General features: G+C 71.7%; 25 protein-coding genes. 16 read left to right on the plus strand and 9 right to left on the minus strand.

Annotation, left to right across the window (positions count from 1 at the left end; translation table 11 throughout):
- Nucleotides 1-24: 24 nt before the first annotated feature.
- On the minus strand, nucleotides 25-1,485 hold the full coding sequence (locus tag IE269_RS06810) for an NsdA family TPR-like regulatory protein (protein ID WP_189821821.1): 1,461 nt from the start codon (nucleotides 1,483-1,485) through the stop codon (nucleotides 25-27).
- Nucleotides 1,486-1,738: 253 nt separating this feature from the next.
- On the opposite strand from IE269_RS06810, the gene lipB reads away from it, so the two are divergent.
- The 4 genes from lipB to IE269_RS06830 all read left to right on the plus strand — a co-directional run bounded on the left by lipB (nucleotide 1,739) and on the right by IE269_RS06830 (nucleotide 4,791).
- On the plus strand, nucleotides 1,739-2,536 hold the full coding sequence (gene lipB / locus IE269_RS06815) for a lipoyl(octanoyl) transferase LipB (RefSeq protein WP_189821822.1): 798 nt from the start codon (nucleotides 1,739-1,741) through the stop codon (nucleotides 2,534-2,536).
- A gap of 123 nt (nucleotides 2,537-2,659) precedes the next feature.
- Nucleotides 2,660-3,625 (plus strand): lipoyl synthase, encoded by a 966-nt coding sequence (gene lipA, locus IE269_RS06820; protein WP_189821823.1) that lies wholly within the window; start codon nucleotides 2,660-2,662, stop codon nucleotides 3,623-3,625.
- Between the two features lie 247 nt (nucleotides 3,626-3,872).
- Nucleotides 3,873-4,067 (plus strand): SCO2195 family GlnR-regulated protein, encoded by a 195-nt coding sequence (locus tag IE269_RS06825; protein WP_189821824.1) that lies wholly within the window; start codon nucleotides 3,873-3,875, stop codon nucleotides 4,065-4,067.
- A 19-nt stretch (nucleotides 4,068-4,086) separates the two neighbouring features.
- Complete coding sequence (locus IE269_RS06830) at nucleotides 4,087-4,791, plus strand: DUF4191 domain-containing protein (protein ID WP_189821825.1); 705 nt, start codon at nucleotides 4,087-4,089, stop codon at nucleotides 4,789-4,791.
- Nucleotides 4,792-4,885: 94 nt separating this feature from the next.
- On the opposite strand, the gene IE269_RS06835 is transcribed toward IE269_RS06830, so the two are convergent.
- Complete coding sequence (locus tag IE269_RS06835) at nucleotides 4,886-5,353, minus strand: RDD family protein (protein ID WP_189821826.1); 468 nt, start codon at nucleotides 5,351-5,353, stop codon at nucleotides 4,886-4,888.
- 281 nt (nucleotides 5,354-5,634) lie between these two features.
- Between IE269_RS06835 and glnA the strand changes: the two genes are divergently transcribed.
- Nucleotides 5,635-7,044 (plus strand): type I glutamate--ammonia ligase, encoded by a 1,410-nt coding sequence (gene glnA / locus IE269_RS06840; protein WP_189821827.1) that lies wholly within the window; start codon nucleotides 5,635-5,637, stop codon nucleotides 7,042-7,044.
- 87 nt (nucleotides 7,045-7,131) lie between these two features.
- Here the strand turns inward: glnA and IE269_RS06845 are convergent, their stop codons facing one another.
- Complete coding sequence (locus tag IE269_RS06845) at nucleotides 7,132-7,410, minus strand: hypothetical protein (RefSeq protein WP_189822089.1); 279 nt, start codon at nucleotides 7,408-7,410, stop codon at nucleotides 7,132-7,134.
- A gap of 159 nt (nucleotides 7,411-7,569) precedes the next feature.
- Here IE269_RS06845 and IE269_RS06850 point away from each other — a divergent pair, with 159 nt between their 5' ends.
- A complete protein-coding gene (locus IE269_RS06850; RefSeq protein ID WP_189821828.1) occupies nucleotides 7,570-7,935 on the plus strand; it encodes an arsenate reductase family protein in 366 nt (121 codons plus the stop codon).
- A 3-nt stretch (nucleotides 7,936-7,938) separates the two neighbouring features.
- Here the strand turns inward: IE269_RS06850 and IE269_RS06855 are convergent, their stop codons facing one another.
- Nucleotides 7,939-8,853, minus strand: a complete 915-nt coding sequence (locus tag IE269_RS06855; RefSeq protein ID WP_189821829.1) for a Gfo/Idh/MocA family protein — start codon at nucleotides 8,851-8,853, stop codon at nucleotides 7,939-7,941.
- A 287-nt stretch (nucleotides 8,854-9,140) separates the two neighbouring features.
- Between IE269_RS06855 and glnII the strand changes: the two genes are divergently transcribed.
- The 7 genes from glnII (at nucleotide 9,141) to IE269_RS06890 (ending at nucleotide 16,782) form a co-directional block, all read left to right on the plus strand.
- On the plus strand, nucleotides 9,141-10,160 hold the full coding sequence (gene glnII / locus IE269_RS06860; protein ID WP_189821830.1) for a glutamine synthetase: 1,020 nt from the start codon (nucleotides 9,141-9,143) through the stop codon (nucleotides 10,158-10,160).
- Between the two features lie 107 nt (nucleotides 10,161-10,267).
- Entirely contained in the window at nucleotides 10,268-11,191 is a 924-nt protein-coding gene (locus IE269_RS06865; protein ID WP_308436987.1) for a DUF6891 domain-containing protein, read from the plus strand.
- Between the two features lie 329 nt (nucleotides 11,192-11,520).
- The gene (locus IE269_RS06870) at nucleotides 11,521-12,186 is read left to right on the plus strand and encodes a winged helix-turn-helix domain-containing protein (RefSeq protein ID WP_189821831.1); all 666 of its coding nucleotides are present in this window, start codon (nucleotides 11,521-11,523) and stop codon (nucleotides 12,184-12,186) included.
- A gap of 125 nt (nucleotides 12,187-12,311) precedes the next feature.
- Nucleotides 12,312-13,583 (plus strand): sensor histidine kinase, encoded by a 1,272-nt coding sequence (locus IE269_RS06875; RefSeq protein ID WP_189821832.1) that lies wholly within the window; start codon nucleotides 12,312-12,314, stop codon nucleotides 13,581-13,583.
- A 38-nt stretch (nucleotides 13,584-13,621) separates the two neighbouring features.
- Entirely contained in the window at nucleotides 13,622-14,212 is a 591-nt protein-coding gene (locus IE269_RS06880; protein WP_229898278.1) for a LuxR C-terminal-related transcriptional regulator, read from the plus strand.
- 142 nt (nucleotides 14,213-14,354) lie between these two features.
- On the plus strand, nucleotides 14,355-15,158 hold the full coding sequence (locus IE269_RS06885; RefSeq protein WP_229898279.1) for a trypsin-like serine peptidase: 804 nt from the start codon (nucleotides 14,355-14,357) through the stop codon (nucleotides 15,156-15,158).
- Nucleotides 15,159-15,300: 142 nt separating this feature from the next.
- The gene (locus IE269_RS06890) at nucleotides 15,301-16,782 is read left to right on the plus strand and encodes a DUF1996 domain-containing protein (protein ID WP_189821833.1); all 1,482 of its coding nucleotides are present in this window, start codon (nucleotides 15,301-15,303) and stop codon (nucleotides 16,780-16,782) included.
- A gap of 7 nt (nucleotides 16,783-16,789) precedes the next feature.
- Here the strand turns inward: IE269_RS06890 and IE269_RS06895 are convergent, their stop codons facing one another.
- Nucleotides 16,790-17,215: a hypothetical protein gene (locus IE269_RS06895; RefSeq protein WP_189821834.1), complete on the minus strand. Its 426-nt coding sequence runs from the start codon at nucleotides 17,213-17,215 to the stop codon at nucleotides 16,790-16,792.
- 98 nt (nucleotides 17,216-17,313) lie between these two features.
- Here IE269_RS06895 and IE269_RS06900 point away from each other — a divergent pair, with 98 nt between their 5' ends.
- The 3 genes from IE269_RS06900 to IE269_RS06910 all read left to right on the plus strand — a co-directional run bounded on the left by IE269_RS06900 (nucleotide 17,314) and on the right by IE269_RS06910 (nucleotide 19,754).
- Nucleotides 17,314-17,907 (plus strand): rhomboid-like protein, encoded by a 594-nt coding sequence (locus IE269_RS06900; RefSeq protein ID WP_189821835.1) that lies wholly within the window; start codon nucleotides 17,314-17,316, stop codon nucleotides 17,905-17,907.
- 67 nt (nucleotides 17,908-17,974) lie between these two features.
- A complete protein-coding gene (locus IE269_RS06905) occupies nucleotides 17,975-18,796 on the plus strand; it encodes a tyrosine-protein phosphatase (protein ID WP_189821836.1) in 822 nt (273 codons plus the stop codon).
- Nucleotides 18,797-19,043: 247 nt separating this feature from the next.
- Nucleotides 19,044-19,754, plus strand: a complete 711-nt coding sequence (locus tag IE269_RS06910) for a DUF4230 domain-containing protein (RefSeq protein WP_189821837.1) — start codon at nucleotides 19,044-19,046, stop codon at nucleotides 19,752-19,754.
- A gap of 12 nt (nucleotides 19,755-19,766) precedes the next feature.
- Here the strand turns inward: IE269_RS06910 and IE269_RS06915 are convergent, their stop codons facing one another.
- The 4 genes from IE269_RS06915 to IE269_RS06930 all read right to left on the minus strand — a co-directional run bounded on the left by IE269_RS06915 (nucleotide 19,767) and on the right by IE269_RS06930 (nucleotide 24,636).
- Nucleotides 19,767-20,495, minus strand: a complete 729-nt coding sequence (locus IE269_RS06915; RefSeq protein WP_189821838.1) for a TetR/AcrR family transcriptional regulator — start codon at nucleotides 20,493-20,495, stop codon at nucleotides 19,767-19,769.
- A gap of 84 nt (nucleotides 20,496-20,579) precedes the next feature.
- Complete coding sequence (locus tag IE269_RS06920) at nucleotides 20,580-21,668, minus strand: PDR/VanB family oxidoreductase (RefSeq protein WP_189821839.1); 1,089 nt, start codon at nucleotides 21,666-21,668, stop codon at nucleotides 20,580-20,582.
- Between the two features lie 3 nt (nucleotides 21,669-21,671).
- A complete protein-coding gene (locus tag IE269_RS06925; RefSeq protein WP_189821840.1) occupies nucleotides 21,672-22,586 on the minus strand; it encodes a metal-dependent hydrolase in 915 nt (304 codons plus the stop codon).
- 94 nt (nucleotides 22,587-22,680) lie between these two features.
- Entirely contained in the window at nucleotides 22,681-24,636 is a 1,956-nt protein-coding gene (locus IE269_RS06930; protein WP_438817635.1) for a hypothetical protein, read from the minus strand.
- Between the last annotated feature and the right edge of the window lie 38 nt (nucleotides 24,637-24,674).

Here is a 24,674-nt window from a genome sequence, read left to right on the forward strand (position 1 = left end):
TTGACAGGTGCCCGGACCGGGTCGTCAGCCCAGCGCCGCGACCCGGTCCCGGTACCCGCGCACCGCCGCCGCGTCCCGGTACGGCTCGAGCCGCCGCTCGAACTCCCGAACGTACTCCGTGGCCCGCGCCGACCGCATCTCCGCGGCCTGCTGCGCCGCCTCCGCGCCCAGGGCGCACGCCTGGTCCAGCTCGCCGAGCCCGAGCCGCGCCTGCGCGAGCACCACCCGGCAGAAGAGCCGGCTGCGCGCGTATCCGTGCGGCCTGAGCTGGAGCGACTTCTCCGCGTGCTGCGCCGCCGCCCGGTACTGCTGCAAGTCCCGGTGGCAGTGCCCGAACTCGTCGGCCAGCTGCGCCTCGTCGAAGAACTTCGCCCAGTGCGGTACGTCGTCCCCCGGCCGGGAGGCCTCCATCGCCCGCTCGGCCCGCACCAGCGACGACGTGCACGCCCGCACCTCGCCGAGCACCCCGTGCCCGCGCGCCTCCACCGCGTGCAGCAGCGCCTGTACGACCGAGGGCGCGGACGAGCCGACTCCCTGCTGGGCGACCCGCGCGAGTTGCACGGCCTCCCGCCCGTGTCCCAGGTAGACGGCCTGGCGGCTCATGGTCACCAGCACATAGCTGCCGTACGCCCGGTCGCCCGCCGCCTGCGCCAGGCGCAGCGCCTGCACGAAGTAGCGCTGGGCCAGGCCGTGCGCCGCGATGTCGTACGAGGTCCAGCCGGCCAGCCGGGTCAGATCGGCGGCGGCCGCGAACAGCCTCCGGCCGGTCGCCTCCCCGTACGTCCCCCGGAGCATGGGTTCCGCCTCGTGCTCCAGGTAGCGCACGAGGGCCTGCCGGGCGTGCCCGCCGCCGTACGCGTGGTCCAGTGTGCGAAACAAATCGGCCACCGAGCGCAGGGCCGCGATGTCGCCGGAGGTGACCCGCTGGCCAGGCCCCCGGTCGGTCTGGCGCTGGCGGGGCAGTACGGCGGGGCGGCCGCCCTGGGCGGGGACGCGGGCGCCCGGCGCCCCGTTGACGACCGGCGGCTCACCGCGCCCGACCCGGTCGTCGGCCCGGCCGATCAGCCAGTCGCGGCTGGGGACGACGAGTCCCGCCGGGGTGAAGGCGATCTTGCGCAGCTCGGCGTGGCTGCCGGAGTCCTTGCGCCACAGGCCGCTGACGATGTCGACGGCCTCCTCGGGCGTGGCCGCGAATTCGAGTCCCGCGTAGACCGGGGCGCACGCGTCCAGTCCCAGGTCCTGCGCGGAGAGCCGTCTGCCCAGCCTTCTGGTGAACACTTCGGCGATGAGCGCGGGTGTGGTGCCGCGCGGCTGCTGGCCGCGCAGCCAGCGGGTGACCGAGGTCTTGTCGTACCGAAGGTCGAGCCCGTGCTCCAGTCCCAGCTGATCGACCCGTCGGGCCAGACCCGCGTTGGAGAATCCCGCCTCCGCGATGAGCGCGGCGAGCTGTCGGTTGGGAATGCGCTGCGGAGGTCGTTCCGTCATCAGCTCTGTGCTCTCCTGCCTTCCGGGCCCCGGGTGGCAGCCCTGCATGGGACGGCGCGAATTTAGCGATCCTGGCCCCCGGAACCGGCCTCTGCGCCTCTACTTCATCCGATCGTGTGACGATTCACGGGAGGCGCTGACGGAGGCCCCTTCTTTTTTAGGGGCTGCGCTGCGGTTCCCCTCCCTGCCCGGGGGGCGTCGCTCCGGCCGCCGTACAGTGGCTGAGGGCGTGGCGATACGAAGGAGACACACCGTGAGTGAGCTGCGGTTCGTCCGACTGGGATTCGGCGACGAGGCCGTCGAGTACCAGGAGGCCTGGCAGAAGCAGCGTGAGGTGCACGCCGCCCGCTTCGAGGACGAGATCGAGGACACCTGTCTGCTCCTTGAGCACCCGCCCGTCTACACGGCGGGACGGCGCACCGAGGACAGCGAGCGCCCCCTGGACGGGACGCCCGTCGTGGACGTGGACCGGGGCGGCAAGATCACCTGGCACGGTCCGGGCCAGCTCGTCGGCTATCCGATCCAGAAGCTGCCCCGCCCGGTGGACGTGGTCGCGCACGTGCGGCGCCTGGAGGAGGCCCTGATCCGTACGTGTGCGGAGCTGGGCCTTGCGACCACCCGCATCGAGGGCCGCAGTGGTGTCTGGGTGCTCGGCGACCCGGTCGAGCAGCGCCCCGCGATCGGCGGCCTGTCGCTCGACTTCGACCCGCGGCTGTCGGACCCCGAGTTCGACGCCCGGCTGAACGGTCCCGAGTACGCGCCCTCCAACGCCGGTCAGCGGCGCGAGGACCGCAAGCTGGCCGCGATCGGCATCCGGGTCGCCAAGGGCGTCACGATGCACGGCTTCTCGCTGAACGTGAACCCGGACAACACCTGGTTCGACCGGATCGTGCCGTGCGGCATCCGCGACGCGGGTGTCGCCTCGCTCGCGGGCGAGCTGGGCCGGGACATCACGATCGAGGAGGTCCTGCCGGTGGTCGAGAAGCACCTCACCGAGGTGATGGCTCAGTCCGTGCTCGCGCCCCGCGAGGTCGACAAGGCAGCCGTCTAGACGTCAGCTGGGGAATGCCCCTGTCCGGGTCCAGGTTGTCCGGACGTAGTGCCATGCAAATATCGGGCGTACCCTGGTGTTCGCCGATGAATCGAAGCCGTTACGGCAAGAGGGAGTGCGGACGTGTCCGCTGTCGCACCCGACGGACGCAAGATGCTGCGCCTGGAGGTCCGGAACAGCCAGACCCCCATCGAGCGCAAGCCCGAGTGGATCAAGACCCGGGCGAAGATGGGTCCCGAGTACACCAAGATGCAGGCCCTGGTGAAGGGCGAAGGACTGCACACGGTGTGCCAGGAGGCCGGTTGTCCCAACATCTACGAATGCTGGGAGGACCGCGAGGCCACCTTCCTCATCGGCGGTGACCAGTGCACGAGGCGCTGTGACTTCTGCCAGATCGACACGGGCAAGCCGCAGGCGCTGGACCGTGACGAGCCGCGCCGCGTGGGCGAGTCCGTGGTCACCATGGACCTGAACTACGCCACCATCACGGGCGTCGCGCGCGACGACCTTCAGGACGGCGGCGCCTGGCTGTACGCGGAGACCGTGCGCCAGATCCACCAGCAGACGGCGGGCCGCGAGGCCGGGCGCACCAAGGTGGAGCTGCTGGCCCCCGACTTCAACGCGGTCCCCGAGCTGCTGGACGTCGTCTTCGCGTCCCGCCCCGAGGTGTTCGCGCACAACGTGGAGACGGTGCCGCGCATCTTCAAGCGCATCCGCCCCGGCTTCCGCTACGAGCGCTCGCTCGACGTCATCACCAAGGCGCGCGAGGCCGGTCTGGTGACGAAGTCGAACCTGATCCTCGGCATGGGCGAGACCCGTGAAGAGGTCAGCGAGGCGCTGAAGGACCTGCACGAGGCGGGCTGCGAGCTCATCACGATCACGCAGTACCTGCGCCCCTCCCCCCGGCACCACCCCGTCGAGCGCTGGGTGAAGCCGATGGAGTTCGTCGAGCTGAAGGACGAGGCCGACGCGATCGGCTACTCCGGTGTGATGTCCGGGCCGCTGGTCCGCTCCTCGTACCGCGCGGGCCGTCTCTACGGCCAGGCGATGGAGCGGCGCGGGGCACTGGAGTCCACGCCCGCCGTGTGACCGTCTCCGTGTGAATCGACACACAAGTGGTTACCGATCGGTAATGACCGCAAGGACGCGGCCCGCACGATCCCCGCAGGTAGGGGGACCGTACGGGCCGCGTCAGTGTTTTCGCCCCTACCGTCAAGGTTTCATCGCTGTTTGACCGGTCGGTCACGTGCTGGTAACACCAATCAGTGACCCTGGCTTTACGCACCGCAGTTCCACCGCCACTGCCACTTGCCGTTGCTACGAGGGGGACCCCCGAATGCAGGCCGTACGCGCCAACGCCCTCCCGTCCGTCACCGACGCGCTCCGCGCCGTCGAGTCCCTGCTGATGGGCACCGGCCAGCGCACCGCGCGCCGGAACGCCTGGACCGCCGTGCTGGAGGACCGCCGCCGGGCGAAGGACCGGGTCGAGACACAGCACGTACTGGAGGCCGTGTCCGCTCGTACGTCCTAGGCAACGTAAACTTTCTCGCATGGCGAGGAAGGAACGCGCAGCGAACGCGGACACTGCGAACCCCGGGCGACTCAAGCAGATCGCTCTGACGTACAAGATGACCCGCAAGCAGGACCCCAAGGTGGGTCTTGTGGTCTTTGGCCTGGGCATCGTCGTCTTCGGCGTGCTCCTGGGCGTCGGCTTCTTGATCGGTCACCCGGTCTACCTGGGCATTCTCGGCTTCCTGCTGGCCTTCCTCGCGATGGCGATCGTCTTCGGACGGCGTGCCGAGCGCGCTGCCTTCGGGCAGATGGAAGGACAGCCGGGAGCCGCTGCGGCCGTACTGGAGAACGTGGGCCGCGGCTGGACGACGACCCCGGCGGTCGCGATGAACCGCAACCAGGACGTCGTGCACCGGGCCGTCGGCAAGGCCGGCATCGTCCTGGTGGCCGAGGGCAACCCGAACCGGCTGCGGACCCTGCTGGGCGCCGAGAAGAAGAAGATGGCGCGCATCGTCGGCCCGGACGTCCCGGTCACCGACATCATCGTGGGCAACGGCGAGGGCCAGACCCCGCTGAAGAAGGTGCGCACCACGATGCTGAAGCTGCCGCGCACGCTGACCGGCCCCCAGGTGACGGCCACCAACGACCGGCTGCGCGCCATGGGCGACCTGATGAGCAACATGCCGCTCCCCAAGGGCCCGATGCCCGGCACCAAGGGCATGAAGATGCCCCGAGGCCGCTGACGCCCGTCCCCTCCCGTTCCTTCTACGCAAGCGACGGCCCCGGAACCTCTCAGAGGTTCCGGGGCCGTCCTGCTGTCTCGGGTACGTTTCCGGGCTACATCCGCACCTGTACTGAGCGGCTCAGCCGGTCGTGCAGTCCGCGCCCGTCGCGGTCCCAGATCAGGGCCGGGATCGCCAGGCACAGCAGCACACTGCGCACCACGGCCCAGCCGAAGGCGAGCCGCCCGCCGTGCTCGGAGACCACCCGCACCCTGAAGAGGCGCTTGCCGGGCGTGCAGCCGATGGTGCCGACGGTCAGAATGCTCAGTACGAGGAAGATGCCGAGCGCCGCGTTGCCTGCGGCCTGGGCGTCACCGCGGGCGAAGAAGCCGTTCGCGATGAGCAGGCACAGGATCCAGTCGACGAAGAGCGCGCCGAACCGGCGGCCCAGCGGGGCCACCGCGCCGGGCCCCTCGGGGGGCAGCCCGAGGCGCTTGCCCCGGTGCCCGAAGTCGGCGCCCATCTCTTCGGCGGCCGCGCGCGGCCCGGAGAGCCACGATCCGATTGCTTGCCTGTTGTCCACCCCACCAAGGTACTGCGCCCCCCTTCGTCCCGGTCCGGGCGGGGCGGCGCTTGCGGCGAGCGTCACGTTCCCGGGGGTGTTCGGCACGGTCGGCCGGGGGCAGGCTCGGCGGGGAGCGGTGGAGCCTGCTGGTTAACTTGGGCGAAACAAATGGGTCATGCTGGAGAAATCCCGTCTGCCTATGGTCGACGCCAGCGTGCGCCACCGCACTGGCCCGCATGAAGAACCCGCAGATGACGCGGCAACCCCGTCCGGCCCCGGGCGGGAGTAGGAGGAGCTGGATGTTCGGGAACGCCGACGACGCCAAGAAGTTCATCGCCGACAACGACGTGAAGTTCGTGGACGTCAGGTTCTGCGACCTGCCGGGTGTGATGCAGCACTTCACCATCCCGGCGAAGGCCTTCGACCCGGACGAGGAGCTGGCCTTCGACGGCTCGTCCATCCGCGGCTTCCAGGCCATCCACGAGTCCGACATGGCGCTGCGCGCCGACCTGTCGACGGCCCGTCTGGACCCGTTCCGCCGCGACAAGACGCTGAACATCAACTTCTTCATCCACGACCCGATCACGGGCGAGCAGTACAGCCGTGACCCGCGCAACATCGCCAAGAAGGCCGAGGCCTACCTCGCCTCCACCGGCATCGCGGACACCGCGTACTTCGGCCCCGAGGCCGAGTTCTACGTCTTCGACTCGGTCCGCTTCGAGACCTCCGCGAACCAGAGCTTCTACCACATCGACTCCGAGGCCGGCGCCTGGAACACCGGTGCGGTGGAGAACAACCGCGGCTACAAGGTCCGTTACAAGGGCGGCTACTTCCCGGCCCCGCCGGTCGACCACTTCGCCGACCTGCGTGCGGAGATCTCCCTGGAGCTGGACAAGCAGGGCCTCCAGGTCGAGCGCCAGCACCACGAGGTCGGCACCGCCGGCCAGGCCGAGATCAACTACAAGTTCAACACGCTGCTCGCCGCGGCCGACGACCTGATGCTCTTCAAGTACATCGTGAAGAACGTCGCCTGGCGCAACAACAAGACCGCGACCTTCATGCCGAAGCCGATCTTCGGCGACAACGGCTCGGGCATGCACGTGCACCAGTCGCTGTGGACCGGCGGCCAGCCGCTCTTCTACGACGAGCAGGGCTACGCGGGCCTCTCGGACACCGCCCGCTACTACATCGGCGGCATCCTCAAGCACGCCCCCTCGCTGCTCGCCTTCACCAACCCGACGGTGAACTCCTACCACCGCCTGGTCCCCGGCTTCGAGGCCCCGGTCAACCTGGTCTACTCGCAGCGCAACCGCTCCGCCGCGATGCGCATCCCGATCACGGGCTCCAACCCGAAGGCCAAGCGCGTCGAGTTCCGCGCCCCGGACCCGTCCTCGAACCCGTACCTCGCCTTCTCGGCCCTCCTCCTCGCGGGCCTCGACGGCATCAAGAACAAGATCGAGCCGGCCGAGCCGATCGACAAGGACCTCTACGAGCTCGCCCCCGAGGAGCACGCGGGCGTCGCCCAGGTCCCGACCTCCCTCCCGGCGGTCCTCGACGCCCTGGAGGCGGACAACGAGTACCTCCAGGCGGGCGGCGTCTTCACGTCCGACCTGATCGAGACGTGGATCGACTACAAGCGCACGCAGGAGATCGCCCCGATCCAGCTGCGCCCGCACCCGCACGAGTTCGAGCTGTACTTCGACCTCTAAGCCGGACCGCTTCCCACGGAGCCCCGGTCGCTGCCTTCGAGGCGGCGGCCGGGGCTCCGGCGTTCGTCCGTGCGGAGGCGGGCCGGATCAGCCCATCTCGTCCCGGATCAGCTCACGCACCATGCGGCAGGTCGTGTTGGACGGGGGGTGGATTCCCACGCGGGCGGCCGTGTCGCGGATCTTGCGGTTGGTGGCCTTTTCCGGGACGTAGACGCCCGAGTCCATCAGGGCTATCGCCAGGCGCATGGCCTTCAGGCGGCGGTTGTGGGAGATGTACCACTCGCGCGGGCGGCCGGCCGGGAGGGGCTTCTTCCGCAGCGGCTTGGGCGGGGTGGCCTTCGGCTTGTGGGGGCGGGCGTTTGTCATCAGTGCGGCAGCGGTCACGGGCATCCTCCTGAGGCGTTCACGGACCCTCTCGGACGCTTCCCATTTTACTGGCCACCACTGACAATCGGCCCTGGCCAGAGGGGGTTTGGGCGGTGTGGGGCGGGGGGTGGGGGAGGGGGCGGGGGTAGCTTTGGGGGCATGGAGATCTGGATCAATCCCGCGTGTTCGAAGTGCCGGTCGGCAGTGCAGCTGCTGGACGAGGAAGGTGCCTCGTACACCGTGCGGCGGTACCTCGACGACGTACCGGGCGAGGGGGAGATCCGCGAGGTGCTGGAGCGGCTGGGGCTCGAGCCGTGGGACATCACGCGGACGCAGGAGGCCGAGGCGAAGGAGCTCGGGCTGAAGGAGTGGGCGAGGGACGCGGATGCGCGGGAGCGGTGGGTTGCGGCGCTCGCCGCGCATCCGAGGCTCATCCAGCGGCCGATCATCACGGCGGACGACGGTACGGCCGTGATGGGGCGGACGGAGGAGGCGGTGCGGGACGCGCTGGGGCGGAAGGGGTAGCGGTCAGGGCTTGGCGGGGAGCGCCGCTTCGGCCTGGGCGAGGAGTTCGGTGACGCGCAGGCCGAAGCGGGCGTCGCAGGGGTGCGGGGTGCCGGTGCGGACGGCGTCCAGGAGGGCGTCGACGGCGGCGGCGAAGGAGTCGGTGGCCGGGCCCCACTGGTCGGGGAGGGTGTGGATGCCGGTGCGGCCGCGGAGTTCGATGCCGACGCCGGCGGCCTCCTGAGGGGCGCTCAGGCCGAGGGTCGTGGTGCTGGAGGCGCCCGAGGCGTGGCGCAGGACGAGGTGGACGGTGTCGGCGGAGCCGGGGGCGGCGGTGAGGTCGGTGACGTCGCCGAGGGCCGGCAGGAGTACGGAGAGGGCGTGCGGGCCCACGTCCCACAGGGCGCCCTTCTCGCCGCGCCAGGGGGAGGCGGCGTACGGGCTGTCGGAGCCCGGGGAGAAGAGGGCGCCCAGCCAGTGCGCGTGGGCGGTGAACCAGCCGTCGGCGGCGGCCTGTTCGGCGATCCAGGGGGCGACGCCGGGGGCGAAGCGGAGGGTGAAGAAGACGACGGAGGCGACGCCCGTTTCCCGTACCGCGTCGGCGACCTCGCGGGCCGCCTCGGCGGTGGTGGCGACCGGCTTGTCGAGGAGGAGGTGGCAGCCCGCCTGCGCGGCGCGGACGGCCAGGGGGGCCTGGATGTCCGGGGGCAGGGCGACGGCGACCGCGTCGCAGTCGGCGAGGAGGGCGTCGAGGTCTTCGTATGCGGTGGTGGCATGCGTACGGGCGAGGGCTTCGGCCGCTTCGGGGCGGCGGCCCCAGACGCCCTGGAGGTGGACGCCGGGGTGGGCGGCGAGGGCGGGGGCGTGGGTGCGGGTGGCCCAGGGGCCGGTGCCGAGTAGGCCGATGCGGAGGGGGGTGGGGGGCGGGATCGAGGTCATGGGGTCAAGTCTGCACGGGGCGAGGGGGCTGGGGCCCGGGGTGGTGGGGGTGCGGGCAGGAGCGGCACCCGGGCGGGCCGGGAGCGAGGGGGCGGGGGCGAGGGTGCGACGGAGGTCACATGGCCCGGAAGGGCAGGTAACACGGGGTTCACATTCGGGCAACGGACGGGAAATCGCGGGTTGCCAGGCTGCCGACCATCACCGCAGCAGCACGGGGCCGCACCCGCCACCGCCGCACCGGTGGCACACCCCGCAGCCGCGCAGAAGAACCCGTAAAGGATGGCGTCGTGACGTTCAAGGCCGAATACATCTGGATCGACGGCACCGAGCCGACCGCGAAGCTCCGCTCGAAGACGAAGATCCTGACCGACGGGGCGGCGCTGCCGCTCTGGGGCTTTGACGGGTCGAGCACGAACCAGGCCCAGGGGCACGCCTCGGACCTCGTCCTGAAGCCGGTGTTCTCCTGCCCGGACCCGATCCGCGGCGGCAACGACATCCTCGTCATGTGCGAGGTGCTGAACATCGACATGACGCCGCACCCCTCCAACATGCGGGCCGAACTGCGGCCGCTGGCCGAGCAGTTCGAGGCGCAGAAGCCGATCTTCGGGATCGAGCAGGAGTACACCTTTTTCGAGGGCGAGCGTCCGCTCGGCTTCCCGGCGGGCGGCTTCCCGGCCGCGCAGGGCGGCTACTACTGCGGTGTCGGCGCCGACGAGATCTTCGGGCGCGAGATCGTCGAGAAGCACCTCGACCACTGCCTCGCGGCGGGGCTCGGGATTTCCGGCATCAACGCCGAGGTCATGCCGGGGCAGTGGGAGTTCCAGGTGGGACCGCTGTCCCCGCTGGAGGTCTCCGACCAGCTGTGGGTCGCGCGCTGGCTGCTCTACCGCACCGCCGAGGACTTCGGTGTCTCCGCGACGCTGGACCCGAAGCCGGTGAAGGGCGACTGGAACGGCGCCGGTGCGCACACCAACTTCTCCACCAAGGCCATGCGCGAGGGCTACGACGCGATCATCACGGCGTGCGAGTCGCTGGGTGAGGGCTCGAAGCCGATGGACCACGTCAAGAACTACGGCGCGGGCATCGACGACCGTCTGACCGGCCTGCACGAGACCGCGCCGTGGAACGAGTACAGCTACGGGGTCTCCGACCGTGGTGCCTCGGTGCGCATTCCGTGGCAGGTGGCGCAGGAGAAGAAGGGCTACATCGAGGACCGTCGGCCGAACGCCAACGTCGACCCGTACGTCGTGACCCGTCTGATCGTCGAGACCTGCTGCACCGCCCTGGAGAAGGCCGGCCAGGTCTGAACCGCCGCAGCATGAGCCAAGCGTGAGCCAGGGGGTGTTCGCCGGAGTGGTCCGGTGAACACCCCCTTGGCGCGTGCGTTGTCGGTGGCGTGTGTCACTCTCGACCCATGTCCGACATCCTCGACATCACCGTCACGACCGAGTCCTCCGCCGCACCGGTCGCCGCGCACGTCACCGCCGACGCGCTCGTCTCGTACGTGCACCGCATCGGCGGGGACGACGACCACTTCCTGGTGGTCCGCCGGATACCCGCCGATCCGGACTCGTACGTGCAGGTGTGGCACGAGCACGGCGGGGTGTACGAGGTCGAGCACCGGGACGGCGGCCCCGACCGGCACTTCGCCGCGACCCTGACCGGGCCGGAGGCGGTCGCCTCCGTCGTGACCGGCTGGGCGCGCGGTGCGGCGGACGGCTGGGACGCGGGCGTGGAGTGGGAGCGGCAGGACCACACGCCTCCCAGGGCCGAGCCGATACCCGACCTGCCGCCGGAGCTGGCCGAGGCCGTCGGGCGGTACGTCACGGAGCTGGTCGACTGCGGGTACCTGGACCGCGTCGAGGTCGCCCGGGCCGTGCAGATGACGTACGGCGGCGAGGTGTCGTACCCGCAGACCTGGCGGGTGGTGGACCGGCTGTGGTTCGCCCGGCTCACCGAGCAGCGGGGATGGCGGGGGCGGACGGACCCCGAGCGGATCACCGAGGCGTTCGGGGCGCTGGAGGGCCGGGGGATCACCGCCCGGGAGCACTTCGCGTGCTGCCGTTCCTGCGGGCTCGACGAGATCGGGGCGCAGGCCGCACCGGGTGCGCGGGGTTTTGTGTTCTTCCCCACGCAGTGCACGGCGGCGGCCGCCGCAGGGGGCGGACTCTCCCTGTACTACGGCGGGTTCGCGAAGTCGGCGGCGGTGACGGCGGCGGTCGGCCGGGAGGTCGTGGCAGCACTGGCCGAGGCGGGTCTGGCGGCGGAGTGGGACGGATCGCCGGAGCAGTCGATCCTGCTGCCCGAACTGGAGTGGCGCAGGCGGCTGGTGGGATGAGTGGCCGCGGTGTGAAGGGCCCGCGCGGGATGCGGAGCGGTCGTGGGGCTCCACCCCCTGGCGTGCTCATGCTTCAATAGGGCCATGACCGGCTTCCAGAACCCCACCGCTACGGGTCGTTTCGACCTGGAGCCGTTCTGGCCTTCCCGTCAGCATCATGACTTCGACCGGGTCTGTTGTCGCGCGACGAACGCGCGGCCCCTCTAAAGCCGTTCCGCACCGGTCCCCCGGTCCGACGGCCTTCGGTCCGCGCGCAGTTGAGAGGTAAGCACCACACCGCCGCGCGGCTCTCCGCGGCGGTCTCCTCCGCGCGAAAGAGCTGACCTGCCATGGCGAACTCCCGCATCACCCCCCGTACGTACTCCGCTTCCACCGCCGTGTCCTCGGTGACCGCGAACCTGGTCCAGCGGCGCACCGTCCACGAACCCCTGCGCCCCTCGGGGCACCGGCTGCGGGCCGTGGACCGCGACGAGGTGGCGCCGGCCGCCGCCCCGATCCGCCCGGCCTACGACGTCGCCGACTACCTTCCGCCCGGGGCCACTTGGCTGCCCGCGCCCCAGCACACGCTGCCCGCGCTGCCGGGCCGCCCGCCGATGGTGGGCTACCTGGTCCTCGTACCGGCGGACCAGAGTCACGCGGCCCAGCAGGCGCCGCCCGTGCTCGTCGCCGAGCCGGAGGCCGGACACGTGCCCGGGCCGGTGCGGGACGTGCAGCACGGTGCGGTGCGGATCGACGGGTCGCGGCGGATCGTGGAGGTCGAGGGGCGGGTCCTGGACCTCACGTACCTGGAGTTCGAGCTGCTCGCGCACCTGGTGGCGCACCCCCACCGGGTCCACACGCGCGACCAGTTGGTGACCACGGTGTGGGGGTACGGTCACGTCGGCGACGGCCGCACCGTGGACGTGCACATCGCCCGGCTGCGCCGCAAGCTGGGCGCGGAGCACCGCCGCAGCATCCAGACGGTGCGCCGGGTGGGCTACAAGTACGCCCCGTAGGACCCGGGGGTGGTGCTGGGTACACCCCGCTTCGGGTGTGGGGCCCAATGACCTCGTCCCTCTCCACCGGAGAGACTGTGGGGGCACTCGGCGCACGGGCTGCCGACGGAGAGGGACAGACCACCATGAATGCCACGAAGATACGCGCGTCCGCGCTCGCAGGAGTCCGCGGGCTCGGACTGTCGGTCGTCACCGTCGTCGTCTCGGGCCTCTACTTCTGCCTGCTGCTGCTCTCCTTGGCACTCATCATGATCGGCGTCGGGGTCTTCACCACCCCGCTGGTCCTGAACGGGGTCCGCGCGTGGGCCAACCGCCGGCGGGTGCTCGCGGGCGAATGGTCCGGCGTGCGGATCGCCGTTCCGTACCGGCCGCTGCCGACGGACGTGCGCGACGGGGTCACCGGGCAGGTGGAGCGGCTCACGCACCTGCTCAAGGACCCCGCGACCTGGCGGGACTTCCAGTGGCTGTTCGTGGACATGATCGCGGGGCTCGCCACCGCGATCCTGCCCGCCGTGCTGCTCTGGTACCCGCTGGAGGCGGTCGTGCTGGCGTGCGGGCTGTGGCTGGTCTTCCGGAACGAGCCGTACATGTACGCCTTCATCCCCGTCGACAGCCAGAGCACCGCGCTGCTCGCCGTGCTGCTGGGCGCGGTGATCCTGGCCGTGGGGCTGAGCTTCAACACGACGCTGCTGCGGGCCCACTTCCGGTTGTGCGACTACTTCCTCGCCCCGACCAAGGAGGCCGCCCTCGCCCAGCGCGTGGCGAAGCTGACCGAGACCCGGCACGACGCGGTGGACACCTCGGCTGCCGAACTGCGGCGCATCGAGCGCGACCTGCACGACGGCGCACAGGCCCGGCTGGTGGCGATGGGCATGAACCTGGGCACCATCGAGGCGCTCGTCGAGAAGGACCCGGCGCAGGCGAAGAAGCTCCTGGCGATGGCCCGCGAGTCGTCCGCCGAGGCCCTCACCGAACTGCGCGATCTCGTACGGGGCATCCACCCGCCGGTACTGGCCGAGCGCGGCCTCGGCGACGCGGTGCGGGCGCTCGCGCTGCGGCTGCCGATCGAGACCGAGGTCGAGGTGGACCTGCCGGGGCGGGCGGACGCACCGGTCGAGTCGGCGGCGTACTTCGCGGTCAGCGAGGTGCTCACCAACGCGGTCAAGCACTCGGGCGCGGACCGCATCTGGGTCGACCTGCACGGCGCGGACGGGATGCTGCGCGCCTCGGTCACCGACAACGGGCGCGGCGGGGCCAGGATCGGGGCGGGCTCCGGGCTGAGCGGGGTCGAACGCCGACTCGGTACATTCGACGGTGTTCTGGCCGTCAGCAGTCCCGCGGGCGGTCCCACCATGGTGACCATGGAGATTCCTTGCGCAGCCTTCGCGTCCTTCTAGCCGAAGATCTCTTTCTCCTCCGCGACGGCCTGGTCAGGATGCTCGAAGCGTTCGACTTCGAGGTCCTGGCCGCCGTCGAGACCGGGCCCGAACTGACCCGTGCCTTCGAGGAGCTGGAGCCGGACGTCGCCGTCGTCGACGTCCGGCTGCCGCCGTCGCACACCGACGAGGGCCTCCAGTGCGCGCTGGCGGCCCGGCGGGCGAAGCCGGGGCTGCCCGTGCTCGTGCTGTCCCAGCACGTGGAGCAGTTGTACGCGCGCGAGCTGCTCGCGGACGGGAACGGGGGCATCGGGTACCTGCTGAAGGACCGGGTCTTCGACGCGGAGCAGTTCATCGACGCGGTGCGGCGGGTGGCTGCGGGCGGCACGGCCATGGACCCGCAGGTCATCCAGCAGCTGCTGTCGCGGCGGGCGCAGGACCGGCCGATGGCCCAGCTCACGCCCCGCGAGAAGGAGGTGATGGAGCTGATGGCGCAGGGCCGCTCCAACGCGGCGATAGCGGCGCAGCTCTTCGTGACGGAGCGGGCGGTGGCCAAGCACACGTCGAACATCTTCGGGAAGCTGGACCTGACGGTGTCGGACGACGACAACCGCCGGGTGCTGGCGGTGCTGGCGTATCTCGACCGGTAGGGGCGCGGGGGCCGGGGAGCTGTCGGGTTGCTGTGAAACACGTCGCTTCCCGCAGCTCAACCGCGTAACCACGACATTCTCGGGACACATGCCTAACCTGTCAGCGCGTGGCCGGATGCGAGTGGGCGAGGAGACTGCCGACGTGGGTGAACGCTGGATGTCGAGAGCGCGGGGTGCCGCCGCGGCCGGTGGCCTGGCGCTGATGATGCTGGTCAGCGCGTGCGGCGGGCCGGTCGCCTCGGCGCCCCGGCTGGAGCCGGGCACCTCGCCCGTGCCGCAGAAGTCGGCCGCGGTCATCGACTACCCGCCGTTCATCGGCGTCCTCGTCGACGGCGAGGAGCACTGGTGCACGGCCAGCGTCGTGGACAGCCCCCAGGGCAACATCGTGGCCACCGCAGCACACTGCGTGTACGAGACGGACAGCTCCGAGCCACGCACGATCTTCTTCGCCCCCGGCTTCTCGGGCGAGGGCGTGGGCAAGCAGCCGTACGGCGCCTGGAAGGTGCGTTCCGTACAGGTCGACGACCGGTGGCAGGAGCAGGAGGACGATCCGTACGACTTCGCCTTCCTGGCCCTGGAGCCGGACGGGCAGGGGCGCAACGTGCAGGAGGTCGTGGGCGCCGCCGAGCTCGACTGGGACTCGGGCCCCGACCGGCAGGTGACCGTCGTCGGCTACCCGGAGTCCGACCACAACCCCGACAACCGCCCCGTCACCTGCACCACCGACAGCCACGCCGACAAGGACCTGCCGGGCATGGTGCGCATGGAGTGCGCGGGCTTCTGGAACGGCACCAGCGGCAGCCCCTGGCTGACGGACTACCGGGGTCCGGACCGTCCCGGCAAGCTGATCGGCGTGCTGAGCGGCGGCGACACCGACGCCGAATCGACGGCGGCGCTCTTCGGATCTCCGGCGAGGGCGCTTTATCAGCGGGCGCTCAAGGCATGAGGGCACTTCGCCGCAATTGATGGATTCCGCCGAATTCGCGGGACGCATGGGAAACGATTGAACGCGTCGTTCCCCGCGTACGTATGGGACTTCGCCCGGCAGTAGCACAGCGCGAAGATCGCACATCCCCCGAAGGAATCCCATGGGCAAGACAGAACGCACCACCTCACGACCGAAACAGCACAAGCGTTCCCCTCTGGCGAAGCGGGCGATTGCGGCGAGTGCCGCGCTCGTTCTCGGCGGGGGCGGATTGATCGCCCTGAATGTGCACGCCTCCGCGACGGAGGAACCGTCCGCATTACCGTCGGCCGCAGGACCGCGTACGGGGACGATCAATTGCCCCGACGTGTCGAATGCGCTTCCCGACGTGCCGCAGGGGGCCCGGCAGGAGGTCGACCGGGAGCTGGCGGCCATGGACAGCCGCCTCACGGAGGCGTACGCCAAGTTCGCGGAGGCGGGCAGCGGCGCGGACCAGGACGCCGTGCTGGGCTCGCTGAAGGAGCAGCGGGCGGCGTCGCTGACGCGGATCGCGGACGCGGTCGAGCGCCAGGCGGAGGCGGACCGGCCGCAGGGGCTGGAGGGGCTGGCGGGGTGCACGATGCAGGGCACCAAGGACACCGAGGGCAGCAAGGGCTCCGAGGACGCCGAGGGCTCCGGCTCTGAGAACTCCCCGCAGGAGAGCGCCCCCGACGGGACCCGGCAGGGCAACGCCCCCGACGGGACCGCCCCCCGGCAGGGCAACGGTCCGGACCGCTCCGACTTCGTCGACATCCGCTCCGTACGCCCCAACGCGCCGCAGGTGCGCAATCGGCGCGGGGCCAGCAAGGGCACGTTCAGCACCTTCTGCGGCCGGAACGAAAACGGCAAATTCAATCCCGATAACGTCATCGTCGCTCCCGGTGTGAGCAATGGCGCCCACCACATGCACGATTACGTCGGGAATCAGGCGACGGACGCTTTCGCGAGTGACGACATTCTGGCGTCCGGGCGGACGACCTGCCGAAATCCGGGTGACCGCTCGACGTACTACTGGCCCGTTCTGCGACTTCAGAACGGAAAGGCGGAGGACGACGCGAACGCGGACGGCGGCGGAAAGGACCAGAACACCGGAGAGATCCAGACGCCGCGACAGGTCACCCTCGATTTCGTCGGAAATCCGACGGGCAAGGTGACGGCGATGCCGCGCTTCCTGCGGATCATCACCGGGGACGCGAAGGCGTTCACCAACGGCACGACGAATGCGAATGCGTCGTGGAGCTGTACGGGATTCGAGAACCGGCAGCTGAAGGACAAGTACCCGATCTGCCCGCGCGGCAGCCAGGTCGTGCGGACCTTCCGGTTCCAGAGCTGCTGGGACGGGCGGAACGCGGACAGCGCCAACCACCGCACGCACGTGGCGTTCGCCCGGCAGGACGGGTCGTGCGCGCTGGGCTTCCAGCCGATTCCGCAGCTGGTGCAGCGGGTGGTGTACGCGGTGCCGAAGGGGCCGGGGTTCGCCGTGGACTCCTTCCCGGAGCAGTTGCACAAGCCGGTGACGGACCACGGGGACTTCATCAACGTGTTCGACGAGGGGGTGATGGGGCGGATGGTGCGCTGCATCAACACCGGGCAGCGGTGCCGCTGAGTGAGGGCTACGGGGCGTGGGACGCGTGACCCCCATGCCCCCCAGGCTCCGCATGCTCCCCGTGCGCCCCCTCGCCCGACAGGTGGAGGGTTCCGCCCAGGTGGGTGCGGAGGGAGGTCAGGGTGGGTTCGTCTGCGACGGCGACCCACTTGCGGGCGACCAGGTACGTACCGCCGTAGTCGTCGGCCTGGTCGAGCCACTCCGCCCGTCCTCGGTCGGTGGCGAAGGCGACGAGGACGTAACGGGACGCTCCCGTACGGCAGTTGGCCTGCCGGATCTCCGCCGCGTCCAGGTCGAGGTCGGGCACGCACCCCGCCCGTGCCGCGAGCTCCTCCAGGGTCCCGGTGGCCTCGGCCGGCGGGGGCGGCGGCCCCCCGCACCCCGCCAGCCCGAGCAGGAGCCCGCACACCACGGCAGCCGTTCGCTTGCGCATCCGCCCATCGTGGCGCGCCGGGCGTGATCGGCGAGGCGGAACGGTCCGAACGGCCCGTTCTGACACCCCCGTTAACCGGCGTGCGCGATCATGCCCCCATGCACCTCTCGGACCTCCCCGTCCTCGCCCCCGCGTACGTCGGCGGCGTGCAGCTCGGCGCGCACGCCGCGCTGCGGCACCTGCCCGAGCCCGGCCCCCGCCACGACTTCCTGCGCTCCTGCTCCACCAACGTCGACCAGCTCGAAGCGGGCCGCTGGGAGACCCTCCTGACCAGCGCGCTCGTCGTCGAGGAGCCGATGCCGCTGCCGTACGCGCTGCTGCTGCTCGCGGTCCTCGGGTACGCCGAGTACGCGTACGGGGCCTGGTGGGCGGCCGGGGTCTTCCTGCTCGGGCACACCGCCGCCACGCTCCTGGTGTACGGGGGCCTGCGCGCGACCGGCGCGGACCCGGCGACGCGCTCGGCGGTGGACGTGGGCGCCAGCTACGGCTTCAACACGGTCCTGGGCGCGCTGACGGTGGCGGTGCCGCGGGGGCCGCTGCGGCTGGCGGCCCGCGCGGGGCTGCTCGCCCTCGGGGCCCGCCCGCTGCTCAACAAGGACCGCCCCACCTTCACCGACGTCGGCCACTTCGCCGCGCTCGCGCTGGGCATCGGGCTGGGGTCGGTGCTGGCCGGGGGCCGTCGAGCCGCCTGACAGGGGGCCACGTACGGTGGCTGAAAACACCCCATTGGTCCCTTGCACCCCCAGGAGCCCCACCCCCATGACCGCACTCGCGTCAACCACCGTCGCCAACCTCCGCGACCTGGGCGGTCTCCCGCTCGCCGACGGCCGCACCGTCCGCCCGGGCCTGGTGCTGCGGGCCGGGCAGCTGGACCGGATGGACCCGGAGACGGACCCGGTGGTGGCGGAGCTGGGCATCACGACGATCGTGGACTTCCGCAGCACGGCCGAGCGGACGGACTACCCGGACCGGGTTCCGGCCGGGGCGCGGCTGGTGGTCGCGGACGCGCTGGCCGACACGATCGCGTCGGCGGTGGCGCGCGGGGACGTGGACGACAAGCCGGCGGCGGCGCAGCTGAAGAACGTGCTGGGCGACCCGGCGCTGGCGGAGGAGCACCTGGGCGGCGGTCGCGCCCAGGCCCTCTTCGCGGACACCTACCGCGCCCTGGTCTCCTCGGACTCGGCGCGGGCCGCCTACCGTGCCTTCCTCCTCGAACTGACCGCGCCGGACGCGGGGCCGCTGCTCTTCCACTGCACGGCGGGCAAGGACCGCACGGGGTGGGCGGCGACGGTCGTGCTGACCCTGCTGGGGGCCTCGCCCGAGACCGTGGAGGCGGAGTACCTGGCGGTGAATCCGGCGGTGCGGGCGGCGTTCGAGCCGCTGATCGAGGGCTTCGTCGCGAAGGGGGGCGACCCGGAGATCGCGCAGGCGATCATCGGGGTGGTGCCCGAGTACCTGAAGACGGCGCTGGCGGAGGTGGAGGCGAAGTACGGGTCGATGGAGGCGTACGTCCGGGACGGGCTGGGGATCGAGGACGAGGCGGTCGCGCGGCTGCGGGTCCGCCTGACGCAGGGGGCGTAGCCGGTACGGGGGCCTGGGCGGCCGGTGGCGAGAGGGCCGGTGCCGGGCTCGGCCGGTGCCGGGGGCGCGGGCAGGGGCCGGTGCCGGGGCGGGCCCGGATCGGGCGTACCGCCCCCTTGCCCGCCCGTCCCGCCCCCGGGGGGGCGGCCCCGCCGCCCAAGGGGACGAGGCGGAGAGGGCGGCCCAAGGGGGCGAGGGAAGAGGGCGGTCCCGCGTAAAAGGGCCCCGCAGCGGGCACCCGGCACGTATGGACCGCACCCAAGCGCCGCCCGGGGCCGGGGAGACCGAGAGTCCCCGGTCGGCGGCACCCGCCCCCGTCCACCCCCGCCGCGTCCCCCTCTGGATCAAGATTCCCGGCGTCCTGCTCGCCCTGGTCGCCGTCCTTCTGCTCGGCACCCGGCTGTTCCTGATCCCGGGGCTCGGTGAGCTGTTCGGCACCGAGACCAAGGACCGCACCGGTCCCGCCGTCCTCAAGTCCCTTCAGGACATGAGCAGTTACGAGGCGGCGGCGGGCAATTTCCAGGTGGTGGTCGATCTGGAGAAGGACGCCAAGTTCCTCCCGGACGCCATCCGCGGCACCCGCACGCTGTACGTCGGCGCGGGCACCGTCGGCGCGAGCGTCGCGATGGGCGGGCTCGGCAAGGACGACGTCACCGTCAACGAGGACCGCACCGCGGCCACCATCCGGCTCCCCCACGCCACCCTCGGCAAGCCGGCCCTCGACCCGGACCGCTCCTACGCGGTCTCCAAGCAGCGCGGTCTCCTGGACCGCCTCGGCGACTTCTTCTCCGACAACCCGAACGACGAGCAGGCCGTCCACAAGCTGGCCGCCCAGCGCATCGGCGAGGCCGCCAAGGAGAGCGGACTGACCGCCCGTGCCGAGAAGAACACGACGAGCATGCTCCAGGGGCTCCTGCGCTCCCTCGGGTTCAAGGACGTCACGGTCACCTACAAGTGACCCCCGTGCCCCCTACTCGGAAGCCTCGCGCTGCCCCGGCACCACCGGCAGCGCGGCCACCAGCCCCACCAGCCGCCCCACCAGTTCCCCGAACGGCCCGTCCTGCGGCTCGTCGGCCAGTATCCGTACGACGATCTGTGCCGTCGCCGGGTCGTACGCCGCGCTGACCGCCATCAGCGCGGCGAAGTCGTGGACGAGCTGCAACTCCAGCTCCGCGCGCGGGATTTCCCGACCGTCGAGCCACAGGAGCGCCGTCGACTCGGCGAGCGAGACCCAGGACCGTACGACCAGGGCGAGCCGGGCGGGCGGGTCGCCGACGCCCAGGTGGTCGAGGATCTGCTCGTACGCGGCCTGCCGCACCTCGTCGATCATCGCGTTCGTGGTCGAGGAGCCGACCGCGGGGCCGCCCCGCATGAGCGCGGAGAAGCCGGGCCCGTGCTCGTCCACGAAGCCGAAGAAGCGGCTCATGACCCTCAACAGCCGTGCCCCCAGCGGGCCTTCGTGGGGTTCATTGAAGCGGGCGGCCAGCTCGTCGGCGGCGCGCCGCAGGGCGGCTTCGTACAGGCTCTGCTTGCCGGGGAAGTAGTGGTAGACGAGGGGCCGGGAGATTCCCGCGGCGGCGGCTATCTCGTCGATCGAGACCTCGTCGGGCGAGCGATGGCTGAACAACTCCAGCGCCACGCCGATCAGTTGCTGCCTGCGCTCTTCGACGCCCATCCTGCGGCGCACCCCGGTCGTCATCCCCCCAGCCTAACCTTCCCTCCTCCCCCGGGGGACCCCCAGGGGCCGGTACGGATCTTCGCCCGGCCCCCGTCCCCGCGCGGCCTACAAGTCGAGAACCAGCCGCTCCCCCGCCGCCCGCGAGACGCAGATCAGCAGCGAGTCGTCCCGCTCGGAGTCCGTCAGCAGTTCGTCGCGGTGGTCGATCTCGCCCTCGATGACCCGCTGCTGGCAGGTCCCGCAGAAGCCCTGTTCACAGGAGTACGAGACGTTCGGCACGACCGGCTTCAATGCAGCGAGCACCGACTGGTCGGCCGCCACCCGCACCACCTCGCCGCTCCTGCGCAGCTCCACCTCGAACGCGCCGGAGCCCCCGGCGTTCGCGCCCGGCGCGAAGCGTTCGACGTGCAACGAGCAGTGCTCCGGCAGCGATCCCTCCACCGCTCCCAGGAGCCCCTCCGGTCCGCACGCGTACACGGCCGTCCCCTGCGGCACATCCGCCCACAGGGCACCGAGGTCCGGCAGCCCGTCCTCGTCCTCGGCGACGATCCGCACCCGCTCCGAGGAGACGCCCAGCTTCTCGACCTCCTCCAGGAACGGCATCGTGGCCCGGCTGCGCCCGCCGTACAGCAGCCGCCACTCCGCGCCCGCCGCCTCGGCCGCCCGCAGCATGGGCAGCAGCGGGGTGATCCCGATGCCGCCCGCCACGAAGACGTACGACGCGGACTCGACCAGCGCGAAGCGGTTGCGCGGCCCGCGCACCTCCAGCTCCGACCCCTCGTGGATCTGCTCGTGCACCTCCAGCGACCCGCCCCGGCCACCCGTCTCCTCGGTGATCAGGCGGGTGGCGACGGTGTACGAGGCCCGGTCGGCCGGGTCGCCGCAGAGCGAGTACTGCCGTACGAGACCCGACGGCAGCACCAGGTCCAGGTGCGCACCCGGCTCCCAGGGCGGCAGGTCACCGGCATCCATGGCCTCCAGGTGGAGTTGTACGACGCCTTCGGCGGGCTCGGACCGCCCGCTGACCAGGACGCGGGTCGTCCCGGAGGACCGCCGCTGCCCCGATATGGGTTCCTCCAGTGCGGGCATGGGCCACAGCGGCGACTCCTGGACGCGGCCGCGCAGGGCCCGCCGGGCGACGACGGCGAGCGAGGCGGCACCGGCCGCGATCAGATACGTACGGACGCGGGGCATGGGTCAGGAACCTCCGGAGGTGCGGGCCTCTGCGGCGAGCGCTGCGGGGGACGAGGCGAGGTAGGCGACGGCCTGGGCGGTGCTGCCCTCCTGGGAGGGGTGGTAACTGCGGCTCAGATAGCGGGGGATGGACTTCACCATGGCTCCGGTCGACGGCAGCAGGCCGCGCCGCCCGTCCCGTACGAAATCGGAGACGCGGGCCCGGCCCGTACCGCCCAGCGACGGGTCGTTCTCCATGAAGAAGCGGGAGCCGCGCTGCCAGAGGAAGACGAGCGCGGTGAAGGCGGTGGCCCAGGTGCGGGCGCGGCGCGCGTAGCCGCCGTCGACGTGCTGGAACAACTCGAAGGCCACCGAACGGTGTTCGACCTCCTCGGCGCCGTGCCAGCGCAGCAGGTCGAGCATGGTGGGGTCGGCGCCGCGCCGGTCGAGTTCGTCGGCGTTGAGGATCCAGTCGCCGAGGAAGGCGGTGTAGTGCTCGATGGCCGCGATGATCGCGATGCGCTCGATCAGCCACCACTTGCGCGGCTTGCCGGGCGGCAGCGTGCGGTCGCCGAGGAGCTTCTCGAAGAGCCAGTCGACCTGTGCGGTGTAGGGGGTCGGGTCGAGCCCCTGGGCCTTGAGGTGCGGCAGGACGTCGTCGTGGGCCTGGGAGTGCATGGCCTCCTGGCCGATGAACCCGACGACGTCCCTGCGCAGCCGGTCATCCGTGATCAGCGGCAGCGCCTGCTTGTAGACGTGCACGAACCACCGCTCCCCCGCCGGGAGCAGCAGGTGCAGGACGTTGATGGTGTGCGTGGCGAACGGCTGGCCGGGGAGCCAGTGGAGCGGGGTGTCCGCCCAGTCGAAGGACACGTTGCGGGCCTTCAGCGGCGTCCACTCCGACGCCACCGGGGCCGGCCCCTGCTGCGTATTAGACATGGCGTCAATGTACTGACGGGTACGGCCTGGGCAACAGGTCTGTGCAGCCAGAACTTTGACGCCACGCGATCACCATCGGCTCGCTACGGGCCCTCTACCTCAGCGAGGCGAGCTTCGTGCCGTCCGCCAGCTTGCCGTTGAGCTGCGCCTGCGCGCCCTGCTTGGCGGGCACCGCGAGGACGTTGCCGTCCGCCGTGCCGTCGACGCCGCCGCTCACCGTCACCGAGGTGACGGCCTCGTTCCCGGCGGCCAGCAGGTACCACTTGTCGCTCTTCGACTTCCACAGCACCCCGGCGAGCACCTGGGGGTCCTTGGCCCCGCACGCGGCGGACTCCTCGGACTTCGCGGCGGTCGCCCCGGGCGTCGGCCGCCCGGTGGCGGGCGGCAGGAACTGGGCGAGCACCCGGCTGCCGCTCCCCTGCCAGGTCTCGGCCCGCGTGCACACCCAACTCGCGGTGCCGCCGCCCTCGGGCAGGCTCTGGGAGGCGTACGTCCACACGTTCACGCTGCGTACGCCGTGCGACCGCAGCGTCGGCAGTTGGCATGCGGTACGGGCCCAACTCGCCCGGTCCGTGGCCGACTTGAGGTCCCCGGAAGTCTCCGGCGCGCCTGCGGTCAGCCGGGCCGGGACCAGCTCGCCGAGGTCGGTGAGGGTGCGCACCCCGGTGGTGTCGCGGATCTCGACGGCGTCCCAGGAGGTGCAGTCGCGGGCCATCGAGGAGGCGGCCACCGGGTCGGTGACACCGTCGGACGCCCGCTTGAGGGCGCGCGGGGCGGCGGCCGGGTCGAGGAGGTCGCGCACGGAGGTGCGGTCGGCCCAGGGGGCGGTCAGATAGCGCACGGTGGTGTCGGTCCGGGAGACGACCACGGCGCCCGCGGTGGCTTCGTCGGCGCTGTCGACGCGCGCGAAGTCGAGGACCGTGCTCGCGCCCCCGGCGAGGGGTTCGGCGTACCGCACGAGCCGCAGCCCGTCGTACAGGACGACGACGCGCGCCCCGTCCAGCTCGCCCGCGTAAAGGAGTTGGGTGGCGCCTGCGGCGGGACCGGTGGCGGTGTCCGAGGTGGCGGAGACGCGCACGCTGTCGTCGGGGTCGGCCCAGGTGGCGAGGGCGCGGCGCAGCAGGGCGCTGTCGTCGGTGAGGGAGCCGCGGACGGGCCAGGCGGAGAAATCGGTGCGGTCGGAGGTCTTCCACGCCCCGGCCGCAGCGATCGTCAACTGCCCAGGATCCAGGGCCTCTTCGGCGGCGAGATTCCGTACGGTCGATCCGCTCTCCCCCGACCCGCCGAGCACGACCGCACCCACCACCAGGGCGGCAAGGGCGGCAACGCCGATGCGGGTGTGCTGGCGGCGGCGCATGAGGTCGGTGGGGCGGGCCTGGAGCGAGCAGGGGTCGAACTCGGCGGACTCCAGCAGCGGCGACGGCTCGACGGTGCCGGCCTCCGCGAGCGCGGAGTCCGGGTCGGCGGCCCCGGCGGCGGCGAGCACGCTCCGTACCGCCGCATCGTCCAGCCGCTCCAGACCGCGCAGTACGTACGCGGCGCGACCGGCGCCCGACAGGGCGGCGAGCCGCTGGTCCAGGGCGAGTTCGTCGGCTCCGCCGGACTTGGGGAACAGCCGCACCCCCCACACCTGCGGCAGCACGGGCGGCAGCTGGGCCCGCTTGGGCCAGGCCTTGCGCAGCAGCGGCGGTTCGGCCTCCAGCGCCTGCTTGAGCACCTGCTGCCGTACGAACGCGTGCCCGCTGCCCTGGCGCTCGCCCTCGGGCCGGCGGGGTCCGGGAAGGGTGACGACGGCCTCGGGCGTACGACCGGTACGACCGCGCGGGAGGGAGCGCTGGACCAGGGAGTGGGCGGTCAGCACCCGGCGGTTGCGGCCGAGGTGGGGCGGGAGCACCAGGTACGCGAGCCGGACGAGTCTCGGGTAGTGCTCGACGAGCGCGGCCTCGGCCTGCTCCACGCCGACGGCGACGGTGGGGTCGGCCGGGGGCGCGGCGGCGGGGGCGTCGGTGGGCTTGCGGGGGCGGCTGAGGACATCTTGGGGGCGGCGCACATTACGCAGAACGAGCGATTGGTGGGATGGTCACCCCC

Source organism: Streptomyces spiroverticillatus, assembly GCA_014650415.1.
In the GTDB taxonomy this organism is placed as follows: Bacteria; Actinomycetota; Actinomycetes; order Streptomycetales; family Streptomycetaceae; genus Streptomyces; species Streptomyces spiroverticillatus.